Origin of the sequence: Xenorhabdus mauleonii, assembly GCF_900113945.1 — a bacterium.
GTDB classification, from domain to species: Bacteria; Pseudomonadota; Gammaproteobacteria; order Enterobacterales; family Enterobacteriaceae; genus Xenorhabdus; species Xenorhabdus mauleonii.
In genome coordinates this window covers 40,481-67,067 of record NZ_FORG01000023.1, presented here as the reverse complement: position 1 = coordinate 67,067, position 26,587 = coordinate 40,481, and the positions used below count along the sequence as shown (strand labels likewise).

Here is a 26,587-nt window from a genome sequence, read left to right as displayed (position 1 = left end):
TGCGAGTGCCCACACAGATTGTCTGATTCAGTTGTTAAAGAGCGGGGCAACCGGGAAGTTTGTTCCGGGTTGCGAGGCTGCGTATCTTACGCTTTCCTCTTTCAGTGTCAAGCCTTATTTTTCGGGGCTTTTCACTTTGTCATCTCAACAAGTTTGCGTGTTTGTCGTGACAACGGATGCGCATTATAGGGAGCCTTCTGATTTACGCAAGCCTTATTTTATAATTTCCTGCTCAAGCGCTTTAAATTTAGACAAAAAGGCTATTTTTGCCTATTTTTTATCATTTTTGGTAGGTCTGCCAAGCTATTAATAACCAAATCTGCGGCTTGTTCTGCAACTTCAGTAACGGGTTTTCCTGTGCGAACCAGTACTTTTATTCCAACATTTGCAGCATTAGCTGCCAACATATCTTCTATTTTATCTCCCACCATATAAGAAGATGACATATCAATGTTCAATTCTTTCTGTGCATCCAGCAACATGCCTGGTTGAGGTTTACGGCACTGACACTCTTTCTTATATTCATCATCACTTGCTTCTGGATGATGAGGACAATAATAGATGCCATCCAGATCAACACCTCGGTCTGCCAGTGACCAATCCATCCATTCTGTTAACTGTACAAATTGCTCTTCTGTAAAAAGTTTGCGTGCAATACCCGACTGATTTGTTACCAAGACCAGTGCGTAGCCCATCTTTTTCAATTCCAGCATGGCTTCAATGGTGCCATCAATAAATTGGAAGTTATCTATTTCATGTACGTAACCATGATCGATGTTAATCGTGCCGTCACGATCTAAAAATACGGCGGGAATACCTTGAGTCACTTGATTGCTCCGAGAATATGCGAAGCTAACAGTATCGCATGATTCATGACTGAATGAGAATGCAGCATTTAATTTATTCACAGTTGACTTAGACGTCTAGACGCCTTAACATCCACTTCAAATCATGACTTGTTGAAATGCCCTCAAGTCATTCATCTTTACATTTAATAAGAAAAAAATGATAAGACTGACTCAGATAAATAAGATATTTCAACAAGGAAAGCGCTCAATTAATGCGCTTTCAGATATCAACTTACATGTCCCGCAAGGGCAAATCTATGGTGTCATCGGTTCTTCCGGTGCAGGAAAAAGCACCTTGATCCGTTGTGTAAATATGCTTGAGCGCCCGACTTCAGGTCAGGTGCTGGTTGCAGGACAAGATCTTACTGTTCTTTCCGATCGTGAACTGACCCATGCACGTCGCCATATTGGCATGATTTTCCAGCACTTTAATCTATTGTCATCCAGAACGGTATTTGGCAATGTTGCTTTGCCTTTAGAATTGAATAACACGCCAAAGGCAGAAATAAAGGCCAAAGTTAGCGAATTACTGGAATTGGTTGGCCTTGCGGATAAACATGATGCTTACCCAGCCAATTTGTCTGGTGGCCAAAAACAGCGTGTCGCCATAGCCCGTGCCTTGGCAAACTCGCCGAAAGTGCTGCTTTGCGATGAAGCCACCAGCGCACTGGATCCGGCAACAACCCGCTCTATTCTTGAGTTGTTGAAAGACATTAACCGTCGTCTGGGCCTCACCATCCTTTTGATTACCCATGAAATGGATGTCGTTAAACGCATCTGTGATCAAGTTGCTGTTATCAGTGGTGGTCAATTGATTGAGCAAGATGTTGTTAGTGAAATATTCTCGCATCCTAAGACACCAGTTGCTCAAGCATTTATTAAATCGACGCTGCATTTGGATATTCCAGAAGATTATGCTCAGAAATTGCAGCCGGAATACGCACCTGACCGGTGCCCATTGTTGAAATTGGAATTTACAGGCAAATCAGTTGATGCACCTTTAATTTCCATGGCTGTTCGCCGCTTTAACATTGATATCAGTATATTGAGTTCTCAAATGGATTACGCTGGCGGCGTTAAATTTGGTGTCATGCTGGCTGAGTTAGATGGTGAATGTGACAACATCAAATCAACAATAGCATTTTTAAAAGAGCATCATGTAAAGGTAGAGGTTCTCGGTTATGTCTGAAGGAATGATTTTATTATTGGCTAAAGGAGTCTGGGAAACTCTGGTGATGACTTTTGTTTCCGGTTTCTTTGGTTTTGTTATCGGATTGCCAGCGGGTGTACTTCTATATGTTACCCGTCCTGGGCAGATTATTGAAAATGCGGCGCTTTACCGTATCTTTTCTGCCTTAGCCAACATTACGCGCTCAGTACCGTTTATTATCCTGTTGGTATGGATGATCCCATTCACCCGATTGCTGGTAGGAACCTCCATTGGATTACAAGCGGCGATTGTTCCATTAACTGTAGGTGCGGCGCCTTTTATTGCCCGCATGGTTGAAAATGCCTTATTGGAAATTCCATCAGGCTTGATTGAAGCGGCACGTGCAATGGGTGCAACACCGTTCCAAATTGTCAAAAAGATCTTATTGCCGGAAGCACTGCCGAGTTTAATCAATGCTGCCACGATTACTTTAATTACCTTAGTTGGCTATTCCGCGATGGGCGGTACTGTTGGTGCCGGCGGCCTTGGGCAAATTGGCTACCAATATGGTTATATTGGCTATGACGCAACAGTGATGAATACCGTATTAGCTTTATTGGTTATTTTAGTATTCTTGATTCAATTGAGCGGCGATCGCTTGGCAAAAATGGCTAATCGTAAGTAACGTTATTTCAACAAAGGTGCTGGTAACAGCACCTATTACAACAGGGCTTATATTCGAAAGCCTCATTATAGTAGTACGCATTAACTTGATAAGACAGGTTATAAATCAGTATTCAATAGGGGTAAAATATGTCAGTGAAATTAAAATCCATTGCTGTAATAGGCGCATTATTAGGCACATTAGCTCTTGCAGGCTGCGGGCAAGAACAAAGAGATCCAAATCACATTAAAGTGGGTGTTATCGCAGGTCCCGAATTAAAAGTTGCTGAAGTTGCCAAAAAAGTAGCCAAAGAGCAATACGGCCTTGATGTTGAATTGACAACATTCAATGACTATGTACTGCCGAATGAATCACTGAGCAAAGGTGATATTGACGTCAATATCTTCCAGCATAAGCCGTTTTTAGATCAGCAAGTAAAAGATCGCAATTATAAACTGGCTATCGTTGGTAATTCTTTTATCTTCCCAATGGCGGCTTATTCCAAAAAAATTAAATCCCTGGATGAGCTGCAAGATGGCTCGCAAATTGCCATACCAAACGATCCAACCAACCAAGGCCGTGCTCTGTTGTTATTGCAAAAACAAGGTTTAATCACGTTGAAAGATGGTGTTGGTTTGTTACCAACGATTCTGGACATTACCAGCAATCCTAAGCACTTGGATATTGTTCAACTGGAAGCGCCCCAATTGCCGCGTTCACTGGATGATCAGAAAATTGCCCTGGCCATTATCAATAATACCTACGCCGGACAGATTGGCCTGACGCCTGAAGAAGATGGGATCTTTGTTGAAGATAAAGATTCACCTTACGTAAACATTATCGTTAGCCGTGAAGACAATAAAGACGCTGAAAACGTACAAAAATTCGTGAAAGCATACCAATCTCCAGAAGTAGAACAAGAAGCTCTGAAAGTTTTCAAAGGCGGAGCGATAAAAGGCTGGTAATCTTTTATATTCAGTCAATCAAGATTAAAATCAGCGGGTGGATATTTTTATATCCACCCATTTTTTTAAGAAAATTGAATGAGTTCATTGCAGTCTCATACAGTTTCAGAGTTAAAAGCTATTCATCCCCTATATACTGACATTATCAATATAAGGATCCACTTTGATGCGTGTGTTATCTATCTGTTTCATGGCGCTCTTTATGGTTGGCTGTACTTCTCTCACAACTCCCGTTGATAAGGCGGAAAAACAAGCGCAATACCCGTCAGTCAAGAAAAACAATGCACCGTATAATGTCCGCCTGTATACCAAAACGGATGAGTTTTCAGGTTCACCCTTTAAAGATTTAGGTGTTGTTGCTGGCGAATCCTGCCGCAGCACACTGCAAGATCCCCCTGCAAGTATTGCCAGCGCTCGCCAAAGCATGCTGGCAAAAGCAGCTTCCTTAAATGCCAATGCAGTCTTACTTCATCAATGTGCAATTTTATCTGGTCAAGGTTGTTACCAAGTTGCCATTTGTGAAGGTTCAGCCCTGTTGACGACAAATAATTAATTATTCAAACCGCTATTAAAAGGCACTCATGACCGATTTTCATTTTACACAAATAGGAACCATTCATTCTCCTTATAAAGAGAAGTTTGCTATCCCCCGTCAACCTGGCCTCGTGGAAGATGGAACAGGTCAGCTAGAGTTACTTGCGCCTTTTAATCAAGCCGATGCAGTACGCGGGTTAGAACAATTCAGCCATTTGTGGATTATTTTTATTTTTCACCAAACCATGGATGGTGGCTGGAACCCTTTGGTACGCCCTCCCCGTTTAGGCGGAAATGCCAAAATGGGTGTATTTGCAACCCGTTCAACTTTCCGTCCGAACCCGATTGGGATGTCATTAGTCGAATTGAAAGATATTCAATGCAAAAACAATCGAGTCATTCTGGAGCTTGGCAGCTTAGATTTGGTAGATGGGACACCTGTCATTGATATAAAACCTTACCTGCCTTTTGCCGAAGCACATCCTGAGGCCAAGGCGGGTTTTGCCCAATCAGCGCCAGAAGCGAATATGGCAGTGGGTTTCTCAACAGAAGCGGAATGCCAACTTTTATCCCATCAAGGCAATTATCCTCATTTACGGCGTTTTATCTGCCAAGTTCTGGCTCAAGATCCTCGTCCGGCCTATCGCAAGAAAGAGCAAAAACACAGGATATACGCTGTTCATATTCTGGATTTTAATGTCCGCTGGTTGGTTCACGACACCATGACAGAAGTGGTTTCTATCGAACGCCGCTAAAACCCCTTTAGACATCGCAAGCTCGCTGGTAAACTAGTGGCTTATTTTTTTCTGGGTTGGGTGGCAATCGCTTGTCACCCAAAAGCAATTTGCTATCCAATGGAAACTTACTATGCGTACTAGCCAATATCTGCTCTCTACTTTAAAAGAGACGCCTGCTGATGCTGAAGTAGTCAGTCATAAACTGATGCTTCGTGCCGGAATGATCCGTAAGCTCGCTTCAGGTCTATACAACTGGATGCCGACAGGTGTTCGTGTGTTGAAGAAAGTTGAAAACATTGTTCGTGAAGAGATGAATAATGCAGGAGCGATTGAGGTTTCCATGCCGGTAGTTCAGCCCGCAGATTTGTGGCAGGAAAGCGGCCGTTGGGAACAATATGGCCCGGAGTTGCTGCGTTTTGTCGATCGCGGTGAACGTCCTTTCGTTTTGGGGCCAACCCATGAAGAGGTCATTACCGATCTGGTGCGTAATGAGGTAACTTCATACAAACAGCTTCCGTTGAATCTGTTCCAAATCCAGACCAAATTCCGTGATGAAGTCCGCCCACGTTTTGGTGTGATGCGTTCCCGCGAATTTATTATGAAGGATGCATACTCTTTCCACACAACCCAAGAATCCCTGCAAGAAACTTACGATAAGATGTACGACGCTTACAGCAAAATCTTTACTCGTATTGGGCTGGATTTCCGCCCAGTTCTGGCAGATACCGGTTCTATCGGTGGCAGCGCTTCCCATGAATTCCAAGTGCTGGCAGAAAGTGGGGAAGACGATATCGTATTTTCTACCGAGTCCAACTACGCAGCGAATATTGAATTGGCAGAAGCAGTGTTGCCATCTCAAGAACGTTCGGCACCAGCGGAAGAAATGCGTCTGGTGGATACACCAAATGCAAAAACCATTGCAGAACTGGTTGAACAATTCAATCTGCCAATTGAAAAAACCGTCAAGACATTGATGGTCCATGCTGCCGAAGAAAGCGGACACAAATTAGTTGCTCTGTTGGTGCGTGGCGATCATGAACTGAATGAAATCAAAGCGGAAAAATTACCGTTGGTTGCCAGCCCTCTGACATTTGCAACTGAAGAAGAAATTCGTGCCATCGTGAACGCAGGCCCCGGCTCTCTGGGTCCAGTCAACCTGCCAATGCCTGTCATTATTGACCGTAGCGTTTCCGTCATGAGTGATTTTGGCGCCGGTGCCAACATTGATGATAAACATTATTTCGGCATTAACTGGGAACGTGATTTACCACTGCCAGAAATTGCAGATATCCGTAATGTCGTCGAAGGCGACGCCAGCCCAGACGGGAAAGGAACCCTGCTAATCAAACGTGGCATTGAAGTGGGTCATATTTTCCAATTGGGTACTAAATATTCAGATGCGCTGAAAGCAACAGTACAGAATGAAGATGGGCAAAATCAGGTTGTCACGATGGGCTGTTACGGTATCGGCGTAACCCGAATCGTTGCTGCTGCAATTGAACAGAATCACGACGATCGTGGCATTATTTGGCCTGATGCCATTGCACCGTTCCAAGTTGCCATTCTGCCAATGAACATGCACAAATCTTACCGAGTGAAAGAAGTTGCAGAGAAACTCTATGCTGACTTACGTGCCAGCGGTATCGACGTGATTTTTGATGACCGTAAAGAGCGTCCGGGTGTTATGTTTGCCGACATGGAACTGATTGGTGTACCACACACTCTGGTTATCGGCGATCGCAATCTTGATAACGGCGAGATCGAATACAAATGTCGTCGCAACAGCGACAAGCAATTGCTGAAACTGGAAAATGTTGTTGAATTCCTGAAAGGGTAAATTCACTACATTTGCTCAAGTGCTCTGGCCTGAAAGGGTCTGAGAATTGAAAGGCCCGCACATTTATATATGTGCGGGCCTTTTTAATCTCTTAGGGATATTTCAACCCGGCATTATTTTTTAGTATTGCAGGATGATGCCTTGTCAAAATGAATCTTACCTGTCTGAATCAGAGAGTGATCAAACAAGCCATCTTCCATTGAAGGACGAAGGGTATAGTAGCCCTCTACTTCTACATAAACGGGCGTTCCGCCTTCAACTCCCGTAGCACTGTAACCACGCTCCAGATCGATATTTTCTGAAGCATCATAGCGTTTTCCAGTACGGCACTCAGTAAAGGTTGCTGAATCAGCGAAATAGATGTACTCCCCTGCCAATTTTTTCGATGTCACCTTAGCCAACTCGTAGTTGAAATTTGACTGAATTGGCTGACCCTGAGTATCCAACATAACCAGATTTTCGCCTTTCATCTGGTAATAAGATTTTTTGCCATCTTCACTGCTCAATACGATTTTTTTACCATTGGCTACCCAATGACCGGTTTCAAAAAACGCATTCTCCTCACTTTTGTCTTTCTGATAGGTTTGTCCCAAAATATATGACCCATCTTTAGCAAGCTGTAATGTCATCTCAATCCCTGCGCAATCTGCACAAGGTATAACACCGCTAAACACGTTTTCAGTTGGTAAAATCTTATCCTGCGATACTGTGTTGGCCTGTAATGCCGAGCTGTCTGGCTGCGCATCGTGCTTCTGGCACCCAGCCACGGTGAATACTCCCGCAGTCAGTAATGCCAGTAATAATTTTTTCTTTATCATCATTTATCCAGAAAATTCAATATGATACCCAGTGAATCCCAACCCATTATTTTATAACGACCACAGACTATAAAACATGAGATTTACGTGGCAAGATTGACGTTACTTTACCGTATCTCAAAATACATAGAGAGAAAATAAAATATTATGATGCAATCTCATTGCATAATGACTAGGTAGCAGTTTAACCTACTTCCAATTTCAACGTAGTTACCACAGGCTTATGCAGTCATCACAGAAGGTTAGTGTGCTATAGTCGTAGGTAGCATTTTTACGTTTAAGTTTGGTCAATCACGGGCGGCACAATCACCGCCACTAACATAGTGGTGAGCAAATATGTCTATAGATACTGAATATCAACCAATTAACTGTGACGATTACGATAACCTTGAACTCGCTTGTCAGCGCCAACTACATTTACATATTCAATTGATAGATGATAGGTTATTTGAGGGGAAGGCTAAGGAATTGATCTTGAGAAAAAAAATTGAATATCTTCTCGTCGAATCAGATGGAGAAACCCGTGAATTAAGGTTAGATCACATTATCAGTTTTAGTCATCCAGAGATTGGAACAATCGTTATTGAACGTTCCTCGTTGTGATAATCAATACATACATAAAATTACGACGACACAGCACAAAAGTCCTCACGAAAATGAGGGCTTTTGTCTATCTGGAAATGCGTTTTCATATAATTTGATAAATATCATCTCAATTGCCTGATTACTTCTGTAAAGATTACCATTTATATAAAAAGCCATCAGTTATACAAAACTACAAACTCAGCTATCAGGACGCAAAATATTGCCTTGGTAAGGCTCAATAAAGAAAGCCATTTTCCCAAATGAAAAACACTATCTAACATAATGAATCCAACTTATAAAATATTTCCTTCATCCTTTACGTTGCAGCTTTGCAGCTTCATCTAAAAACTTATGAGATGTAACTCCTTCTGCTATCGAAGAAAACTATATTATTCATTTAATCGTCACTTTAATCTGCATCAATAAAAAATGCCTGTACCAGAACCAATGCCACTGGCACTCGAAATACCGCTGCCTCTAAACGTACCTAAATATGTCGATTCATCATCGTAAAAGGCGATAAAAATTAATGTCAGGACTTCATAGAACCAAAAGCTATGTGCTTTCATATAAAGAAAAGTTAAATCATCGGAATAGATCCCGCCAGTAAAACCGCCTACTCCAATACTGTTCAGGCTCCATCCTTGACCGTTAAACGTCCTGTCACTATTCTCAACCGTTACATTAAGACGAAAATAAATTATCTCACTTATCATTGAAGCAAATGCATCGGCTTTCTCCTCCTGAGTGGAAATCAGGATCTTTTCCGCAGGATTGGCGATAAGGACTGGGTCTATTTCTCGTCCTCTCATGTCTTGAAAAAATCTTTTATTAAGATCATCTTTAATATAATTATTTAGAACAGAGTGATCTATATTATTTACCTTCATCATAAAAAACCTCTTTTCTAATTTAAAAATATTGTTTATTTTTAAATTATTACAGTTATAAACAAAAATTTATATAAATCTAAACTCAATGGAGTTCGAGTTTCGTCAAGGCGACAAAAACGTTAATCCCCAAGAAAATAATATAGATAACCGTTTGCTTATGAAAACAGAGATCAAAGTTAGCAAGAGCAGCCAACAAAACTGCCAAATTTGCAATGTGAAAGATGACGGATATATTTTATTCAATGCTAGTATTTACCTATAAATAAGATACCGACCTATTTTTACAAAAAAACAAGCCTATCATTAGTTAAAATTCTTCATATATAACAGTATGGCTATTCACACATAGAGATAAAAAGCAAATTTTACTTTGATAAAAACAATCCACCTACGATTGAATAGAATAAGCATGATAAACAGAGAAACAAATTGACATATACCCGTCGTACTTCAAGATGCATTTATGTTCTCCCCGCGACGCGAGGGAGAACATAGGCTGCTTCCTGCAATTTGAAGTTGATTGCGTATATAATAAAAACAAAAGTTCTATTTAAAATGATTGTCAACATTTTTCTATACCTTGAAATATAGTATAAAATGTGAATTTTTCAATAATAAATAATTCAAAATATAACATAAGATTAATTTATATCTAGCCAGATATTTATTTATTAAATATCCTTATCGATAAGCTTATTTAATAAATGGATGTCTTATTTGATAAAATAAATACTTAATTAAATGGCTAAGTAATACTGAATTATATTTATGTATAGTTATTCATTAGATTTTAAGGCACAGAGCAGCACCAAAGGAACAGCAAACTCGTCAGGAATGACTTGTCCACCCCAAGGTAGGTTTCCAGTGAAAGGCAAAAGCCTTTCAATTATCCCAGGGAATATAAATAACCGTATATTTATAAATACGGTTATTTAATGGCCGAGCAAAATCAGCAAAACTGTAGCTCGGCAGGCGGCAGGTATGATTTTATCCCTCAGTACGTAGGTGCATCCCTGTCCATTGTATGGACATATTGTATTGAAATGCCTTTTTCATCAGCCAAACATTGCCCTTCTTTTGTCACGAAAACCCCCAGTGCCGCAATCAGTTGGTCGTTATAGTAAAGTAATGGCGTTCTTTCCCTTAACCAGGGAGCCACGCCCAATTCCTGCCATAACTTTTTACTGTGGCGCGAATGTTGCCGCCCGACAATGCTGATATGACCTTGTATACCAAAGCGAATGGTCACACGTTCATGTTTAACTGGCGCCCTGATTTTAAACGTATTTCCTTCCGCCAGTATTAATTCGCCCAAACTATCCGGCAAGGTCAATTTCTGTTCTGCACCCCAATCCCATTCAATCGTTCTCCCTGCTACACGTTGATATAGAGGGGTCAACCAGAGTTGCTGCCGGTAACGGCGAATATCATGTTGGCCTAATCTGAAACAAGGCTCTGCGTCCTGACGGGCAAGTGCCACTTCTGACCAGATACGCTGTAATTGCTCCCGTGATGGCATTTTCATACCCAGCCAAGCCAACCAACGGCGCAGCAATGCATTACGTTTAGCTTCAGAATAGGTTATCAAAGGTGGGATAAATATTGCCCCTTCTGATGAGGTTACCTCATTCAACGCTTCGCTTAACAATTCATCCAACAGTTGTTCTTGTTCCCCACACAGGTTGGCGCTACGGGAAACCGCTTGCGGAAAGTGCGGCCAGCGTTGATTCAGTAATGGAGTAATATGCAGGCGCAGGAAATTGCGATCATAGCGATCATCTTGATTGCTATCATCTTCAATCCATTTCAGCTCTTGTACCTGTGCATACTTTTCCAGCTCTGCCCGGCTTGCGTTCAACAATGGACGAAGCAATGTTGTTCCAGCAAAACGCATATTGGCAGGCATGGAAGATAGACCAGCGGGGCCACTGCCCCGCTTTAAAGCCAAGAGGAATGTTTCCGCCTGATCATCAAGGTGTTGCGCCGTTATTAAAATTTCATCTTGCTGTAATTCGCGCCTAAAAGATTGGTAACGAGCATCACGGGCTGCGGCCTCAATGCCATCCTGACGTGTATCCAGACTGACTTTTTCAGTCAGGAAATCGACCTGCCAATCAGCACAAACCTGACTGCAATGTTCAACCCATGAATCCGCTTTTGAGTTCAAGCCATGATGGATATGGATAGCCCTTAACGCCAGCGGTTCACGCTGTGATTGCCGGCATTGATTACGCAAGCGAACCAACAAATGCAGCAATACGGTGGAATCCAATCCACCGCTGAACCCAACCAATATTTTTCTATATGATCCAACTTGTTCTGCCAACATTGTCAGCAGAGGCTCATGAGTATTTGTCATTGCAGTGCTAAACCTTTCTTCATTTTAGCCAGATCAATCTTCAACAAAATCATCCCTCAGCTCTTTTTGTCCAGAAGCCTTATTCTTGGCTTTAATACAAAGCAGACCTGAGATAATAACAAGCACCAATCCAACAACATAAGCCGGGACAAAGGCGTCACCAAAAAACAGCACTATCCACATCATTGACAGAATGGGCGATAAAAATAATATCGGCGCAATCTTATGGGAATCTGGGCCATTCATGGCCTTGAACCAAATGATGTAGGAGACACCATTTAATATGATACCGTTGAGCAATGTTGGTACCAGTGAATCACCAACAGGCAAATTAATGCTGCTGAATGCAAACACAAATACAGCGGAAACTAATGTCGAGCACAGGAATACCCAAAATGTGCAGATATAAGAATCAATGGCGAAGTGCCTTGAGAGTACAGACATCAACGCAAAACAAAACGCCCCGCTGAATACCAGCAGCAATGCCAGAGGGTGCTCTACTGCAATTTCCGTAATATTGCCTTTTGTAAAGGTAATCACAACAGCAATAAAACCTATCGCAATCCCAATCATCTGCCTGATTGACAGTCTTTCTTTAAACAGGAAAAACGACAACCCGATAATCATCAGTGGCCAGCTATATTGAATCACCAAAACAGCCACACCATTCTCAATGGAATAGCCATAGTAGAGCAGTAGATAGAAGAAACAATCCAAAGCGCCCAAGATCAATACCTTAAGCATCACAGGAAAAGGGATGAGTAAAAGTTGCTTCCAGCTCCTTCCCATCATCAGTGCGACGACGAAGACAGCTAAAACAGACAGCACATTTGACCAGAACAGATATTGGAAATGATCCATATCTTTCTGCCCAAAACGGGCTATTGAAGGAACAAAACTCCAGATAAATACACAAGAAAACGCATAAATAATATATTTATATTTGGCCATAGAAAACTCAACTTATTTTTTTAATCCTAACCAATGAGATACCCTACCCCACCCTAATGTCATCAGGAATAATAATACCAGATGGTATAGAAAGTGATGTTTTCATCCCCTCTAAACAATAAAACAGGCGGAAATACTAAGGAGTTATCCTCCATTAGCTCATTCCACCTGTTATCAAGATATAAGAAAGATTGTTGCTTTATAAAAAGCTGCCATTAATTAAAGCAGCTTTTAAAATTTATTTCAGAACTGAATATTATCTAAAATCAGCAGTAACCGTATTGCATTAAACGTTCATAACGACGGTTAACTAATTCTTCATCACCCAATTCACTCAATTCACCTAATTCAGCAAGATCGGACAACAATTGATTTTTCAATGCCTCAGCCATTTTGTCGTAGTGACGATGTGCGCCACCCAATGGTTCAGGAATAACGGTATCAATCAATTTCAACTCTTTCAGGCGTGGAGCTGTAGTCCCCATCGCTTCCGCTGCCAGTGGCGCTTTTTCAGCACTCTTCCACAAGATGGAAGCACAGCCTTCCGGCGAAATCGTGGAAAACGTACTGTATTCCAGCATATTGATCTTATCACCAACGGCTAATGCCAATGCACCGCCTGATCCGCCTTCACCGATAACCGTACAGATGATTGGAACAGAAAGACGGGACATCTCACGTAAATTACGGGCAATCGCTTCTGACTGGCCACGCTCTTCAGCACCCACGCCAGGGTATGCACCGGGAGTATCAATGAAGGTAATGATTGGCAATTTGAAACGTTGGGCCATTTCCATCAGTCGCAACGCCTTGCGATAGCCTTCTGGCGATGGCATGCCAAAATTACGACGGATTTTCTCTTTCGTTTCGCGCCCTTTCTGATGACCAATAATCATCACCGGACGGCCTTCGATACGTGCCAGGCCACCAACGATCGCTTTATCATCAGCATAAGCACGGTCGCCTGCCAACTCTTCAAAATCTGTAAAAATACGCTTGATGTAATCCAATGTGTAAGGACGCAGAGGATGGCGTGCTAACTGGGATATTTGCCATGCTCCTAAATCAGAAAAAATCTTGCGAGTCAGCTCCAGGCTTTTTTCCCGCAAACGCTGGATTTCTTCATCCAGATTTATATCTAGCTTTTCATCTTGACGGCTAACTGCGGTGAGCGAATCGATTTTCGCTTCCAGCTCGGCAATCGGCTGTTCAAAATCCAGAAAGTTCAGACTCATAACGTTCCTATTTTAGTCAAATTCTAATTCTACCTGCTCGTTACCCAGCAGAGTTCGCAGATCTGTCAAAAGGGTATCCGTTGGTGTTACCCGCCATGTTGCACCGAATCTTAAACGGGCACGGGCATCTACCCGCTGGTAATAAAGATGAACCGGTATCGTCCCTGAACGATGTGGCTCCAAAGCGCCACGAAGACGGTTCAATAATTGTTCATCAATTTGCCTGTCTGACAACGAGATAGCAAGACCACGCGCAAACTTTTCACGGGCCTCACTGATATCCATTAATTCACGGACCGTCATTTTAAGCCCACCATTGAAGTCATCAAAGCTGACTTGTCCGGTAGCTATCAAAATTTTGTCTTGCTCCAATAAATGTTGATACCTTTCCAGCGCATCGGAAAACAGCATGATTTCCAGCCGCCCAGAACGATCATCCAGCGTGCTGATTCCAATCCGGTTTCCGCGCTTGGTTGTCAATACCTTGGAAGCCAGCACCAAACCTACCACAGTCGTCACTTGACCACGAGGTGTCGGGTTCACATCTTTTAGACGTAATCCATTCGTATAACGTTCAATTTCTTTTAGATAACCCGTGATAGGGTGGCCCGTTAGATACAGCCCCAGAGTTTCACGCTCTCCGTCCAGAACCACCTGATCCGGCCATTTGGGCGTGCTGGCATATGAACGCTCAACCTCTTCTGGTTCTTCAGCCAATACGCCAAACATATCCGTTTGACCAATAGCTTCTGCCTTGGCATGCTGCTCTGCTGCTTTTAAAGCATCTTCCAGAGATGACATCAATGCCGCACGATGTGGCCCCAATCTGTCGAAGGCACCGGACATGATCAGTTTTTCCATCACGCGGCGGTTTAGTTTTTTGGTATCAACTCGCGCGCACAGGTCGAACAGTTCCTTGAAGTGCCCGCCTGCCTGACGGGCTTCAATGATGGCCTCAATCGGGCCTTCACCCACACCCTTGATTGCACCAATGCCGTAAACAATTTCGCCTTCATCATTGACATGGAAATGGTACAGGCCACTGTTGATATCTGGCGGCAAGACCTTTAGCCCCATCCGCCAGCATTCATCGACCAATCCAACGACCTTTTCGGTGTTATCCATATCTGCGGTCATCACGGCCGCCATAAATTCGGCCGGATAGTGTGCTTTCAGCCATAAAGTCTGATAGGAAACTAATGCATAAGCAGCAGAGTGTGATTTGTTGAAGCCATAACCCGCGAATTTCTCCACCAAATCGAAGATTTTCATCGAGAGTTCGCCATTCACACCCTGATTTATCGCGCCTTCTTCAAACACAGAACGCTGCTTGGCCATCTCCTCAGGCTTTTTCTTACCCATTGCCCGGCGGAGCATATCCGCGCCGCCCAAGGTATAACCCGCCAATACCTGAGCAATCTGCATCACCTGTTCCTGATACAAAATGATGCCGTAAGTTGGCTCCAATACGGGTTTCAAGGATTCGTGCTGCCACTCAACATCCGGGTAAGAGATCTCTTCCCGGCCATGCTTACGGTCGATAAAGTTATCCACCATGCCGGATTGCAGCGGCCCCGGACGGAACAACGCCACCAATGCTATCATGTCTTCGAAGCAGTCAGGGCGCAGGCGCTTGATGAGATCTTTCATGCCGCGGGATTCAAGCTGGAACACGGCCGTTGTTTCCGACCGTTGCAACATATCGAAACTTTTCTTATCGTCCAGCGGGATAGCAGCAATATCGATAGGTTCCAAGCCCTTTTTGGCTCGGCGTACATTCACCATCTCAAGCGCCCAGTTGATGATGGTGAGTGTTCTCAATCCAAGGAAGTCAAACTTAACCAGCCCCGCATATTCCACATCGTTCTTGTCAAACTGGGTAACCGGGTTTAGTCCTTCCGGATCACAATAAATGGGGGCAAAATCAGTAATTTTGGTTGGCGCAATAACAACACCACCGGCATGTTTACCGGCGTTACGGGTGACACCTTCCAGCTTGCGCGCCATGTCGATAAGCGCTTTGACCTCTTCATCTGCTTCATAAATTTCAGGCAGTTGAGGCTCTGCTGCGAAGGCTTTTTCCAGCGTCATGCCCGGATCGGGCGGGACTAATTTTGATATACGATCAACAAACCCGTACGGATGACCCAGTACACGGCCAACGTCCCGGATAACCGCTTTTGCGGCCATTGTACCGAACGTGATTATCTGGGATACCGCATCTCTCCCGTACATATCGGCAACGTGATCAATCACCTGATCGCGTTTTTCCATGCAGAAATCGACGTCAAAGTCAGGCATCGAGACACGTTCAGGGTTAAGGAAACGTTCGAACAGCAGATCGAATTCCAATGGGTCAAGGTCGGTAATTTTTAAAGCATAAGCCACAAGTGAGCCTGCACCGGAACCACGGCCCGGCCCTACAGGAACACCATTATCCTTTGACCACTGGATAAACTCCATGACTATCAGGAAGTAGCCGGGAAAGCCCATCTGGTTGATAACTTTTAGTTCAATATCCAGACGTTCATCATATTCTGTTCGTTTTTGCGCTCTGATTTCCGGCTCGGGATAAAGAAACTCCAGACGCTCTTCCAGACCTTGTTTGGATTTTTCCACCAAGAAATCTTCGGTACTCATGTCTCCCGTCGGAAATTGCGGAAGAAAGTATTCACCGAGACGAATAGTGACATTACAGCGTTTCGCTATTTCTACGCTGTTTTGCAGCGCTTCAGGAATGTCGGAGAAAAGCTCACACATTTCCTGTTCGCTGCGCAAATATTGCTGAGGACTATAATTTTTTGGACGCTTCGGATCTACCAACGTATAGCCATCATGAATGGCAACCCGGATTTCGTGTGCGTCAAAATCTTCGCTTTCTAAGAAACAGACATCATTGGTTGCCACGACAGGCAGATTTTTTTCTGCCGCCAATTCAACAGCCGCATGAAGATACCTTTCTTCATCCTGACGCCCTGTACGGATCAATTCGAGGTAATAACTATCTGGGAAATGCTCACGATAAAAATCGAGGCACTGGTCTGCCATCGCACGGTTGCCGCGCAGCAGGAATTTCCCGACATCCCCCATGCGTCCGCCCGACAACAGGATCAAACCCGCGCTGTATTTTACCAACCATTCCCGTTTGATAGTTGGGCCAATCGCACCATAACCTTTTTGGTAAGCTTCAGAGATCAATAACGTCAGGTTTTGATAACCTTCGTTATTGCGGGCAAGGACTGTCAGGTGAGCGTATTCATCCCCCAGCAAATCACTTTCCATATAGAAGTCAGCGCCAATAATCGGCTTGATGCCTGCACCATGTGCACTGCCATAAAATTTCACCAACCCGCACAGGTTGGTAAAATCTGTAATCGCAAAAGCCGGCATCCCCAACTTGGCAACTGTTTTCACCAATGGGTTAGTCTTAGCCAGACCATCAATCATTGAATAGTCGCTGTGAACACGCAAGTGCACAAAACGTGGTTCTGTCATAGTTTGCCCAGATTTTTATCCAAGACCTAGCGCCCGTTTTACCGGCGCAAAACTTTTACGATGATGTTCCGTCGCACCAAGCAACGCTAATTTTTCCAGGTGCAAGGCGGTAGGATAACCTTTATGTTTCGCGAAACCGTACTCCGGGAACTGTTTATCCAGTTCTGCCATTTCTCTGTCACGCGTTACTTTAGCAAGGATAGACGCAGCACTTATTTCAGCCACCAAACTATCCCCTTTCACTACAGCTTGTGCCGGCATCGCCAATGCAGGGCAACGATTACCATCAATCAGGGCGAAATCAGGCACGATTGCCAAGCCTGCCACGGCACGCTGCATGGCAAGCATCGTTGCATGGAGGATATTGAGCTTATCTATCTCTTCTGGTTCGGCACGCCCAAGGCTCCAGCCCAAGGCTTTTTCTTTAATTTCCAGATACAGCGCTTCACGACGTTTTTCCGTGAGCTTTTTCGAATCCGTCAAGCCAATAATGGGGTTAGCAGGATCCAAAATTACTGCCGCAGTAACAACAGCCCCAACCAAGGGGCCGCGTCCGACTTCATCAACACCAGCAATTAAATTTGCCTGAGGATAAACAAAATCCATTATCTTCTCGCTAATTCCAGAACGGCCTGTGCAGCCTGTTCATCAGCATCACAGCGAATGCTTTCATGCAATTGCAGGAATGTTTTTTTCAACATTTCCACCTCTTCGCCACCTTGTAAAAGAGGCAACAAAGCCTCTGATAACGCTTGTGGAGTGCATTCATTCTGCAATAACTCTTTGACTAACTCTTTGCCTGCCAGCAAGTTAGGCAAGGAAACATACGGTGTCTTCACCAGGCGTTTTGCCAGCCAGAATGTAAAAGGCTTCATTCTATAGCCCACCACCATTGGGCATTTGGCTAGCATACACTCTAATGCAGCCGTACCGGATGCCAATAAAGCCGCATCACTGGCAATCATTGCATCACGAGCGTTTCCATCCAATAGATGAATGGGCAAGTCCGGGGCAATTTCATTTTTGATGCGCTGAAATTGCTCACGGCGCTTGGCATTCACCAAGGGAACCAATACCTGCAAATCAGGCAATTTCGTACGTAGTTGCTGTACTGTTTTTAAAAAGTCAGCACTCAACATCTCTACTTCAGCATGACGGCTACCAGGCAGCATCGCCAGACAGTGGGCATTAAATGGAACGCCCAATCTCTCTCTGGCGGCTGTTTTGTCTGCTTGCAGAGACATTGCATCAGCCATTGTGTGACCAATGAAGCGGCATGGAACATTAAACCGCTCGTAGAATGCTTTTTCAAACGGCAAAAAAGCCAGTACCAAATCCGTCGAGCGGCCAATTTTAAACACACGCTTCTGACGCCACGCCCATACTGATGGACTAACGTAATGGATAGTTTTGATCCCGCGCTGTTTAAGCTGACCTTCTAAAGTAATATTGAAATCAGGGGCATCAATGCCGATAAACACATCCGGTTTCAATTCAGCAAAACGGGCCGTTAAATCTTTGCGTATTTTCAGCAAACGAGGCAATCGTCCGAGAACTTCAACGATCCCCATTACCGCCAGTTCTTCCATCTCATACCAGACTTCACAACCTTCCGCCTGCATAAGAGGACCAGCAACACCCACGAAGCGGGCATCCGGAATTTTTGCTTTCAGTGCGCGAATCAGCCCTGCACCAAGAATGTCGCCAGATGTTTCTCCGGCAACCAAACCAATTGTCAGCGGCCGCTGATTGCTAACAGAAGAAATGGTAGTCAAAGGAGTATCCTTCATCTATACCCGCTGTATTTCATCTTGAAACCCATAGGGTATATCTAGCGAATAATGCCACGGTTGGATTTTGCTGAATTTGTCAGAAAATCACTGAATACTTTCACATGTGGGTTGTTTTCCGCCTGAGCTTCTATCTCTTGTCTGGCGTCTTCCAATGTCTTTCCACTGCGATAAAGCATTTTATAAGCATTGCGGATTGCGTGCAGGGATTCTTTATCAAATCCACGGCGCTTTAAGCCTTCAATGTTCAAGCCAAAAGGCGTGGCATGATTGCCCTGCGCAATAACATAAGGAGGTATGTCTTGAGCGACACCCGAACAACCGCCAACCATAACATGAGAGCCGATTTGGCAGAATTGATGAACCGCTGTCATGCCGCCGATAATCACGTAATCGCCCAAAATGACATGCCCACCCAATGTACCATTGTTTGCAATGATGCAACGATCACCAATAATGCAGTCATGGGCAATATGGGCGTTGATCATCAGCAGATTGTCACTGCCAACTTTGGTTACACCACCACCCTGCACAGTGCCACGATGAATGGAAACACTTTCGCGGATACGGTTACGGTCGCCAATTTCAACGCGGGTTGGTTCGCCTTGATATTTGAGATCTTGGTTCACTTCACCGATAGAAGCAAATTGGTAAATCTGGTTATCACGGCCAATCTTAGTGACCCCATTAACCACGATATGGGATTTCAGTTCAGTCCCTTCACCAATTTCAACCTGAGAACCAATAAAACAAAATGGGCCAATGCGGACATTGGCTCCAATAATAGCGCCTTCTTCCACAATGGAAGAAGGATGAATAATTGCACTCTGATCAATCATGGATTAAGCCCCGCGACGGCGTGCACACATCATTTCAGCTTCGCAAGCCACTTTTCCATCAACTTTAGCTACGCCTCTGAAACACGCAACACCGCGACGTTCTTTAAGGAATTCGACTTCCATTACCATCTGGTCACCAGGCAGAACAGGACGCTTAAAGCGAGCGCCATCAATACCTGCGAAGTAATATAATTCACCTGGTTCCAGTGTGCCGACGCTTTTGAATGCCAGTATTCCGGTAGCTTGAGCCATTGCTTCAAGGATTAACACACCTGGGAAAATCGGTTTCCCAGGGAAATGCCCCTGAAAGAATGGTTCATTGAAAGTTACATTCTTGACTGCGCGTAAAAATTTACCCTCTTCAAAATCCAAAACACGATCTACCAACAAAAATGGGTAGCGGTGAGGCAGTAAATTTAAAATCTCTTCAATATGCAGAGTATGATTATCACTCATCTAAATACTCTTCCTGTCTATATAAGAATCATAATATTAACGACACGGCCTGCGCTAAACCCCAAATACAGAGTTATCAAGCAGGCCGCAAAAATTAAAAACACAACCAAAAATGCTAACTAAAAACGTTTAACCAAAATTGTTCGCTGATTACTCGCTTTTATTTTCTAGTTGACGTTCCAGTGATTTCAAGCGCTTACTCATTTCATTAATGTTCATGACTAAGGCTGCTGTTTTACGCCAGGTTTTGTTTGGTTGTAATGGGATACCTGACGAATACACACCAGGCTCTGTGATTGGACGCATAACCATGCCCATACCCGTTACTGTTACTTTATCACAGATCTCCATATGCCCATTAATGACGCTCGCGCCACCAATCATACAATAACGACCAATCTTCAGGCTACCTGCCATAATGACACCACCCGCTACTGCGGTGTTGTCTCCGATCGTGACATTGTGGGCAATTTGGCATTGATTGTCTATGATAACACCGTTACCGATAACAGTGTTATCCAGCGCACCGCGATCAATCGTTGTGCAAGCGCCAATTTCAACGCGGTCACCAATGATTACCGTACCCAACTGAGGTATTTTAATCCAATTACCACGATTATTAGCATAACCAAAACCATCAGATCCTATAACAGTTCCTGATTGGATCAGGCACGATTCACCAATTTCAACATTATGGTATATCGATACATTGGCCCACAGGCGGGTTCCATTGCCAATCCGTGCATTCTTTCCAATAAAGCAACCCGCGCCAATGACGGTATTATCGCCCAGTTCAACACCTGATTCGATAACCGCATTTGCACCAATGGCCACATTTTTACCCAAAACGGCGTCGGGGGAAATGACTGCTGATGGATGGATGTCCTGCGCAGGCTGTGGAGTTGTATCCATGATTTGTGCCATGCGTGCGTAGGCGAGATAAGGATCATTAACAACTAATGCAGCAACCTTGCAATGAGGCAGGTCTGCTTCTCGCAATACAACAGCCGCCGCCTGACATTCAGCGAGCTTGTCAGTATAACGGCTGTCAGATAAAAATGTAATTTGCTCGCTATTTGCTGAATACATTGGAGCAATGCCAGTGATGACGATATCGCCATCACCCTGCAATTGCGCATTCAACTGCTGAGCGAGGTCAGCCAATCGAATTGAAACCATCTACTATTTAACCTGTTTCAGTACTTCTGCTGTGATGTCTTTACTGGATGCAGAGTACACCGCTGCATTTGCATCAAGTACAAGATCGTAACCTTCTTTACCAGCAACTACTTTAACAGCATCCTGAATGCGATTCAGAATTTTGTTACGCTCTTCCATCTGGCGGCGGCGATTATCATTTTCGAAAGTCTGTGCTTTCTTAGCAAATTCATCACGTTTCGCTACAACGTCTTTTTCTAACTTTTCGCGCTCGCTGGCTTTCATAGTTGCGCCATCACGCTGCAATTTCTGAATTTTGGTCTGCAAATCAGATTCCATACGCTGTAATTCGGATGCACGACCTTTAAATTCGTTATCCAACTGTTTTGCTACAGCTTCACGAGCAGGTAATTGTTGGAAAACATCAGCAACGTTCACTAAAGCAATTTTATCTGCTGCCTGAGCACCGGCAGAGAACGCTAACGCCATACCAAGACCCGCAGCACACAATACTTTTTTCACTATAAACTCCTTTGACCTACGCTATTTTACAGATTAGAAGACTCAAGGTAGCCCCATCTAATAATAGACAATGGGGCGTTTTTTTTACCAAAATGATTTTAAATCACCAAGTTCCGCCAGAGATATTGAACTGGAACTGTTCTGCTCTATCACCGGCGTATTCTTTAATTGGCTTCGCATAAGAGAAGGTCAATGGCCCCAATGGTGACAACCATTGCAGCGCAATACCTGCCGAAACACGGATATTATTTGGCTTGCTGTAATCAGGCATCCCAGCGTAGTCAGTCTTATTCCAATTAGTATCCCACACCGTACCAGCATCTATGAAGAAAGAAGTCCGAACGGTATTGGCATATTTCGCATCAAGGAACGGAGTTGGTGTGATCAATTCAAAGCTGGCAACCGCTACCGCATTCCCCCCCACAGCATCACGGGATGGGCTATTTGGCTCTGGATTACCAGTCTTGTCTAAATAAATGGCTTTCGGACCGATGTTATTCGATCTAAAGCCGCGAATGCTGCTGGAACCACCGGCATAGAAGTTTTCATAGAACGGCATTTCTTTACCGCCAAAACCACCGCCATAACCCATACGTGCGCGTCCCATCAACACCCATGAATTGTTATCATCCAGTGGATAGTAGCCTGAAGTATTCCAGGTCGTTTTATAGAACTGATTGTTTGAGCCAGGTAATGTGAATTTCGCATCCAATGATGTTTTTACGCCTGAAGTCGGGAAGAAGCCTCTATCGAGTTTGTTATAAACCCATCCCAGCGTCACAGAGAAATCGTTGCTATCAAATTTCGCCTTATCATCATGATTCTGTTTTTTATCCATTTTATTCAAATAACGCCACATCGCAGCCTGTGGCCGCATGTTTGATAAGGAGTTATGTACATAACTCAGTCTCAAGTTTAGGCGATTATTTTCATTCAATGGGAAACCCATCATTCCTTCGGTACCATAGGCTTTGTTGGTATAGTTCGAAAGATCAGCATTATCGGCACGGAAATCATTATAAAATATCCGTCCCCCCAAACTGACACCATCAACGGTAAAGTAAGGGTTCTCTACATAGATATCCGTCGATTTTGAATAGTCGTTCTTACTGGCATTTATCGATACACTATTACCCGTTCCCAGCCAGTTATCCTGCTGAACACCGACTTGGAAGCCCATGCCACTTTCTGTACCAAAGCTCACACCAAAGTTCATGGAACCAGTATTGCGCTCTTTAACTTTGTAGACCACATCAACCTGATCCGGGCTGCCCGGTACACGTTCCGTAGCAACATCAACCGTTTCAAAATAGCCCAGTCGGTTTAAACGCTCTTTACCTTGTTCAACTAAATCACTGCCCAGCCATGCGCCTTCCATTTGACGCATTTCACGACGCAAAACGATATCCTTACTGATGTCGTTGCCCGAGAAACGGATTTTACGCACATAGAAACGGTTGCCAGCATCAACATTGACATGCAGCTTAACCGTCTTGTCAGCATCATTGATTTCAGGCTGTGTCATTACACGCGGGTAAGCGTAACCATGACGGCCAAGCAGGTTTTTGATGCCGTTTTCCATTTTGGTTACTTCATTACCGTTATACAGTGAACCCGGCTCAATTTTGGTCAGCTCTTCTATTTTCTGTTGATAGCCAGCCAAATTACCGTTCAACTCAACACCTGCAACTTTGTATTGATCGCCTTCGGTAATATTAACGGTAATATAGATACCTTTTTTATCCGGCGTCAGATTGATTTGAGTTGAATCGATATTGAAACGCGCATAGCCTCGCTCGAGGTAAAAACTACGCAAGGATTCAAGATCGCCTGACAGTTTTTGTTTCTGGTATTTTTGGTCAGCTATCCAGTTCCACCAAGGCACATCGTCCCTGAGCTGGAGTACATTAAGTAGTTCCTTAGTAGAAAAGGCTTTATTGCCGACAATATTGATTTGTTGGATCTTGGCAAAAGCCCCTTCTGAGAAAACAAGTTTTAAATCAACACGGTTGCGGGGCAGTGGCGTGACAACAGCTTTCACTGTCGCGTTGTATTTACCAACACTGTAATAGAACTCTTCCAACCCTTTCTCAATATTGGACAGCATGGTGCGGTCAAGAGCTTCACCAACACGAACACGAGAGGCTTCTAAGTTCTGCTTGAGCATGTCATCTTTCACCGCCTTATTACCGGAGAAAGTAATGCTGGCGATGGTTGGCCGTTCTTTTACTTGAACAACAAGTGAATTGCCATCACGTAAGACACGAACATCTTCAAAGTTCCCAGTCGCGAACAGTGCGTGAATCGTGCGACTGATGTCTTCATCGCTGACTGAATCACCTACGCGAACTGGCATGTTCAGTAATGCTGCACCAACGGTGACACGTTGAAGACCCTCAAAATGAATGTCCTGAACTACGAATCCGTCTGAACCGTATGCAGTGGCGCTGCCGAACAGCAGCGACGCTATGAGCAACTTTTTCATCGCCATCGTTGTTATGCGTTTTCCTAACCGGTCTCCCACCTTAGAAGCGGGAGAAATCATTGAAAAGTGCAAGCCCCATTAACAACATCAGCAACATAGCACCAATGCGATAACTGAAGTCTTGTACACGCTCGGAGACCGGCCTTCCCTTGATCTTTTCAATAGCAAGGAAAAGCAGGTGTCCACCATCTAGTACAGGTAATGGGAACAAATTAATGATCCCAAGATTGACACTGATTAGTGCCAAAAACATTAAATAATACACCAAGCCAAAATCAGCCGATACTCCGGCTCCTTTGGCAATGGAAATCGGGCCACTCAAATTATTGAGTTTCACATCACCCACAATTAATTTGCCGAGCATATTGACTGTCAGCTTCATTAATTGCCACGTTTTATCTCCTGCCTCATAGATGGCAGAAAAAGGCCCGTACTGTTGGAGAATTTTATATTCCTCCTCCAGTGGAATGATTTTAAGTTCGACGCCAGCAAAACCTTCCTCACGATCGCCGGACAACTTTCTCGCTTCAGGGGTCAGAGACAAGGAGATCATTCCTCCCGCTCTTGCAACGTCCAATTTTAGAGGAACATTTGGATTATTTCTGATAAAAGATGAAAAAGTGTGCCAGACATCTATATCCTGACCGTTGACTTTAACGATCCTGTCCCCGCTTTGTAAACCCGCTTTTTCAGCAGCTGAAGCTGGATAAACTTTCTCCACTTGCGAACTGCTACGGGGCATAACGGGCATAATCCCCAGAGATAACACGGCATCCTGCCTGGATGGATCAAATTTCCACTCACGTAAATCCAACGTTCTTTGTACTTGGTTCACAGAATCCAAAGGCGTGAGATCTATGGTCATAGATGCTTCACCCACTTTGCTTACCATAGCAAGACGTACCGCATTCCAATCAGGTGTTTCGATACCATTAATGGCTTTTAGTTCCATTCCAGGCAAAATATTTGCCTGAGCAGCAATTGAGTTGGGTTTAACATCCAGCACGACAGGGCGTACTGATGGCACTCCAATGATAAACACCAACCAATAAGCAATAACTGCCAGAATGAAGTTTGCTATTGGGCCAGCGCTGATCACTGCCGCACGCTGACCAATAGTTTTGTTGTTGAATGCCATGTGACGACGCTCAGGAGAAACTTCTTCCACGCGCTCGTCGAGCATTTTGACATACCCGCCAAGAGGGATAAGAGCGATAACGTATTCTGTTCCCTGTTTATCTGTGCGGCGCCAAAGAGCTTTACCAAACCCAATGGAAAAGCGTTCAACATAGATACCACATCGTCTGGCTACCCAAAAATGGCCAAACTCATGCACCGTAATAAGAACGCCTAATGCAACAATAAATGCAGCCAGATTCCAGAGAATATCCATTACGTACCTTCAGAGAGAAAATCCAGAAGAAATTAACATTGCCAACCCTGCAAATACAGGAATTGCCGCTGTTAAACTATCAACCCTATCCATGACACCGCCATGCCCGGGAATCAATTGACTACTGTCTTTGACCCCAGCTTCCCGCTTGAACATACTCTCTGTCAAATCACCAAACACCGATGCTATAACCACAACCGTGGAAATCAGTAACAAATGTTCCGGCTTTGCTGGAACAGGAGCATATCGGCTAAACAGCCATGAAACCAATGCTGCCGTTAGCAATCCCCCGAAAAGCCCTTCCAGCGTTTTGCCGGGTGATACTTTCGGTGCCATTTTGTGTTTACCTATCGTCCTACCGAAAACATAGGCGCCAGAATCAGCCGCCCATACCAGCAGCATCACATACAATAGCCACCATGCGCCATCATAAGTGTTGTTTTCATAACCTAAGGTACGCAACACCATCATTCCACAATAAAATGGCACAATGGTCAGAACCCCGAACAACAGGCGCAATACAAGGGATGATTTCCAGACAGAAGCGGAAGCAGGGTAAGTAACCACCAATAAAATCGCAGCTACCCACCAAAGCATCCCGGCCCACAATAGATATACAATTTGTGGCTTTTCAATGAGATGAGAAAAATCCGACAAAGAGTACTGTAAGATCAATAACCCTACAGCGAATAACACTGCCAGCGTAATACGTTTAGCCTGAGTGAACAGACCGGCAAATTGCCCCCATTCCCATGCAGCAAGTGCAGAAACAGCAATGACAACTAGCCCAAACCCTGATGGAGGAAGGAAAAACAGTGCAGCAAGGACTAGAGGAATTAATATCAACGTAGTTAAAAGACGGTACTTCAGCAA

Annotated in this window: 24 protein-coding genes; 8 read left to right on the top strand and 16 right to left on the bottom strand. The window is 44.1% G+C overall.

The features are described 5' to 3' along the window. Window positions 1-189 (top strand): hypothetical protein (locus tag BM100_RS23435; protein ID WP_217648210.1); only part of this gene is annotated, 189 nt, incomplete at its 5' end. Window positions 190-260: 71 nt separating this feature from the next. On the opposite strand, the gene gmhB is transcribed toward BM100_RS23435, so the two are convergent. After that, entirely contained in the window at window positions 261-827 is a 567-nt protein-coding gene (gene gmhB / locus BM100_RS17645) for a D-glycero-beta-D-manno-heptose 1,7-bisphosphate 7-phosphatase (RefSeq protein WP_092513346.1), read from the bottom strand. Between the two features lie 178 nt (window positions 828-1,005). On the opposite strand from gmhB, the gene metN reads away from it, so the two are divergent. From metN to proS, 6 genes are all read left to right on the top strand, one after another. Next, window positions 1,006-2,037, top strand: coding sequence for a methionine ABC transporter ATP-binding protein MetN (gene metN, locus BM100_RS17640; protein WP_092513344.1), 1,032 nt, complete (start codon window positions 1,006-1,008; stop codon window positions 2,035-2,037). Further along, window positions 2,030-2,683: a methionine ABC transporter permease MetI gene (locus BM100_RS17635; RefSeq protein ID WP_092513342.1), complete on the top strand. Its 654-nt coding sequence runs from the start codon at window positions 2,030-2,032 to the stop codon at window positions 2,681-2,683. The genes metN and BM100_RS17635 overlap by 8 nt, the downstream gene beginning before the upstream one ends. A 128-nt stretch (window positions 2,684-2,811) precedes the next feature. Further along, window positions 2,812-3,627 (top strand): MetQ/NlpA family lipoprotein, encoded by an 816-nt coding sequence (locus BM100_RS17630; protein WP_092513340.1) that lies wholly within the window; start codon window positions 2,812-2,814, stop codon window positions 3,625-3,627. 166 nt (window positions 3,628-3,793) lie between these two features. After that, window positions 3,794-4,180: an Rcs stress response system protein RcsF gene (gene rcsF / locus BM100_RS17625; protein ID WP_092513338.1), complete on the top strand. Its 387-nt coding sequence runs from the start codon at window positions 3,794-3,796 to the stop codon at window positions 4,178-4,180. A gap of 28 nt (window positions 4,181-4,208) precedes the next feature. Beyond that, a complete protein-coding gene (gene tsaA / locus BM100_RS17620; protein ID WP_092513336.1) occupies window positions 4,209-4,916 on the top strand; it encodes a tRNA (N6-threonylcarbamoyladenosine(37)-N6)-methyltransferase TrmO in 708 nt (235 codons plus the stop codon). Between the two features lie 112 nt (window positions 4,917-5,028). Continuing rightward, window positions 5,029-6,735, top strand: coding sequence for a proline--tRNA ligase (gene proS / locus BM100_RS17615; protein ID WP_092513334.1), 1,707 nt, complete (start codon window positions 5,029-5,031; stop codon window positions 6,733-6,735). Window positions 6,736-6,848: 113 nt separating this feature from the next. On the opposite strand, the gene nlpE is transcribed toward proS, so the two are convergent. Continuing rightward, on the bottom strand, window positions 6,849-7,556 hold the full coding sequence (nlpE, locus tag BM100_RS17610; RefSeq protein WP_338066857.1) for an envelope stress response activation lipoprotein NlpE: 708 nt from the start codon (window positions 7,554-7,556) through the stop codon (window positions 6,849-6,851). A 333-nt stretch (window positions 7,557-7,889) separates the two neighbouring features. Between nlpE and rof the strand changes: the two genes are divergently transcribed. Then, the gene (rof, locus tag BM100_RS17605; protein WP_092513332.1) at window positions 7,890-8,156 is read left to right on the top strand and encodes a Rho-binding antiterminator; all 267 of its coding nucleotides are present in this window, start codon (window positions 7,890-7,892) and stop codon (window positions 8,154-8,156) included. 401 nt (window positions 8,157-8,557) lie between these two features. On the opposite strand, the gene BM100_RS17600 is transcribed toward rof, so the two are convergent. The 14 genes from BM100_RS17600 to cdsA form a co-directional block, all read right to left on the bottom strand. Further along, window positions 8,558-9,031: a VapA/VapB family virulence-associated protein gene (locus BM100_RS17600; RefSeq protein WP_092513330.1), complete on the bottom strand. Its 474-nt coding sequence runs from the start codon at window positions 9,029-9,031 to the stop codon at window positions 8,558-8,560. A 994-nt stretch (window positions 9,032-10,025) separates the two neighbouring features. Beyond that, on the bottom strand, window positions 10,026-11,390 hold the full coding sequence (gene tilS, locus BM100_RS17595) for a tRNA lysidine(34) synthetase TilS (protein WP_092513328.1): 1,365 nt from the start codon (window positions 11,388-11,390) through the stop codon (window positions 10,026-10,028). Window positions 11,391-11,423: 33 nt separating this feature from the next. Further along, the gene (locus tag BM100_RS17590; RefSeq protein ID WP_092513326.1) at window positions 11,424-12,341 is read right to left on the bottom strand and encodes a DMT family transporter; all 918 of its coding nucleotides are present in this window, start codon (window positions 12,339-12,341) and stop codon (window positions 11,424-11,426) included. A 266-nt stretch (window positions 12,342-12,607) separates the two neighbouring features. Beyond that, window positions 12,608-13,576 carry an acetyl-CoA carboxylase carboxyl transferase subunit alpha gene (accA, locus tag BM100_RS17585; protein ID WP_092513324.1) on the bottom strand — a complete coding sequence of 323 codons (969 nt, stop codon included), beginning with the start codon at window positions 13,574-13,576 and terminating at the stop codon, window positions 12,608-12,610. Between the two features lie 12 nt (window positions 13,577-13,588). After that, window positions 13,589-17,071 (bottom strand): DNA polymerase III subunit alpha, encoded by a 3,483-nt coding sequence (dnaE, locus tag BM100_RS17580; protein ID WP_092513322.1) that lies wholly within the window; start codon window positions 17,069-17,071, stop codon window positions 13,589-13,591. Window positions 17,072-17,086: 15 nt separating this feature from the next. Beyond that, window positions 17,087-17,677, bottom strand: coding sequence for a ribonuclease HII (gene rnhB / locus BM100_RS17575; RefSeq protein ID WP_092513320.1), 591 nt, complete (start codon window positions 17,675-17,677; stop codon window positions 17,087-17,089). Further along, a complete protein-coding gene (gene lpxB, locus BM100_RS17570; RefSeq protein WP_092513318.1) occupies window positions 17,677-18,861 on the bottom strand; it encodes a lipid-A-disaccharide synthase in 1,185 nt (394 codons plus the stop codon). The genes rnhB and lpxB overlap by 1 nt, the downstream gene beginning before the upstream one ends. A gap of 41 nt (window positions 18,862-18,902) precedes the next feature. Continuing rightward, a complete protein-coding gene (gene lpxA, locus BM100_RS17565; protein WP_092513316.1) occupies window positions 18,903-19,700 on the bottom strand; it encodes an acyl-ACP--UDP-N-acetylglucosamine O-acyltransferase in 798 nt (265 codons plus the stop codon). A 3-nt stretch (window positions 19,701-19,703) separates the two neighbouring features. After that, a complete protein-coding gene (fabZ, locus tag BM100_RS17560) occupies window positions 19,704-20,156 on the bottom strand; it encodes a 3-hydroxyacyl-ACP dehydratase FabZ (protein WP_092513314.1) in 453 nt (150 codons plus the stop codon). A gap of 150 nt (window positions 20,157-20,306) precedes the next feature. Then, window positions 20,307-21,335, bottom strand: coding sequence for a UDP-3-O-(3-hydroxymyristoyl)glucosamine N-acyltransferase (lpxD, locus tag BM100_RS17555; protein ID WP_092513312.1), 1,029 nt, complete (start codon window positions 21,333-21,335; stop codon window positions 20,307-20,309). A 3-nt stretch (window positions 21,336-21,338) separates the two neighbouring features. After that, window positions 21,339-21,836, bottom strand: coding sequence for a molecular chaperone Skp (skp, locus tag BM100_RS17550; RefSeq protein WP_092513311.1), 498 nt, complete (start codon window positions 21,834-21,836; stop codon window positions 21,339-21,341). Between the two features lie 103 nt (window positions 21,837-21,939). Further along, the gene (gene bamA / locus BM100_RS17545) at window positions 21,940-24,327 is read right to left on the bottom strand and encodes an outer membrane protein assembly factor BamA (RefSeq protein ID WP_092513309.1); all 2,388 of its coding nucleotides are present in this window, start codon (window positions 24,325-24,327) and stop codon (window positions 21,940-21,942) included. Window positions 24,328-24,361: 34 nt separating this feature from the next. Further along, window positions 24,362-25,714, bottom strand: coding sequence for a sigma E protease regulator RseP (gene rseP, locus BM100_RS17540; RefSeq protein ID WP_092513307.1), 1,353 nt, complete (start codon window positions 25,712-25,714; stop codon window positions 24,362-24,364). Window positions 25,715-25,723: 9 nt separating this feature from the next. After that, window positions 25,724-26,587, bottom strand: a complete 864-nt coding sequence (gene cdsA, locus BM100_RS17535) for a phosphatidate cytidylyltransferase (RefSeq protein WP_092513305.1) — start codon at window positions 26,585-26,587, stop codon at window positions 25,724-25,726.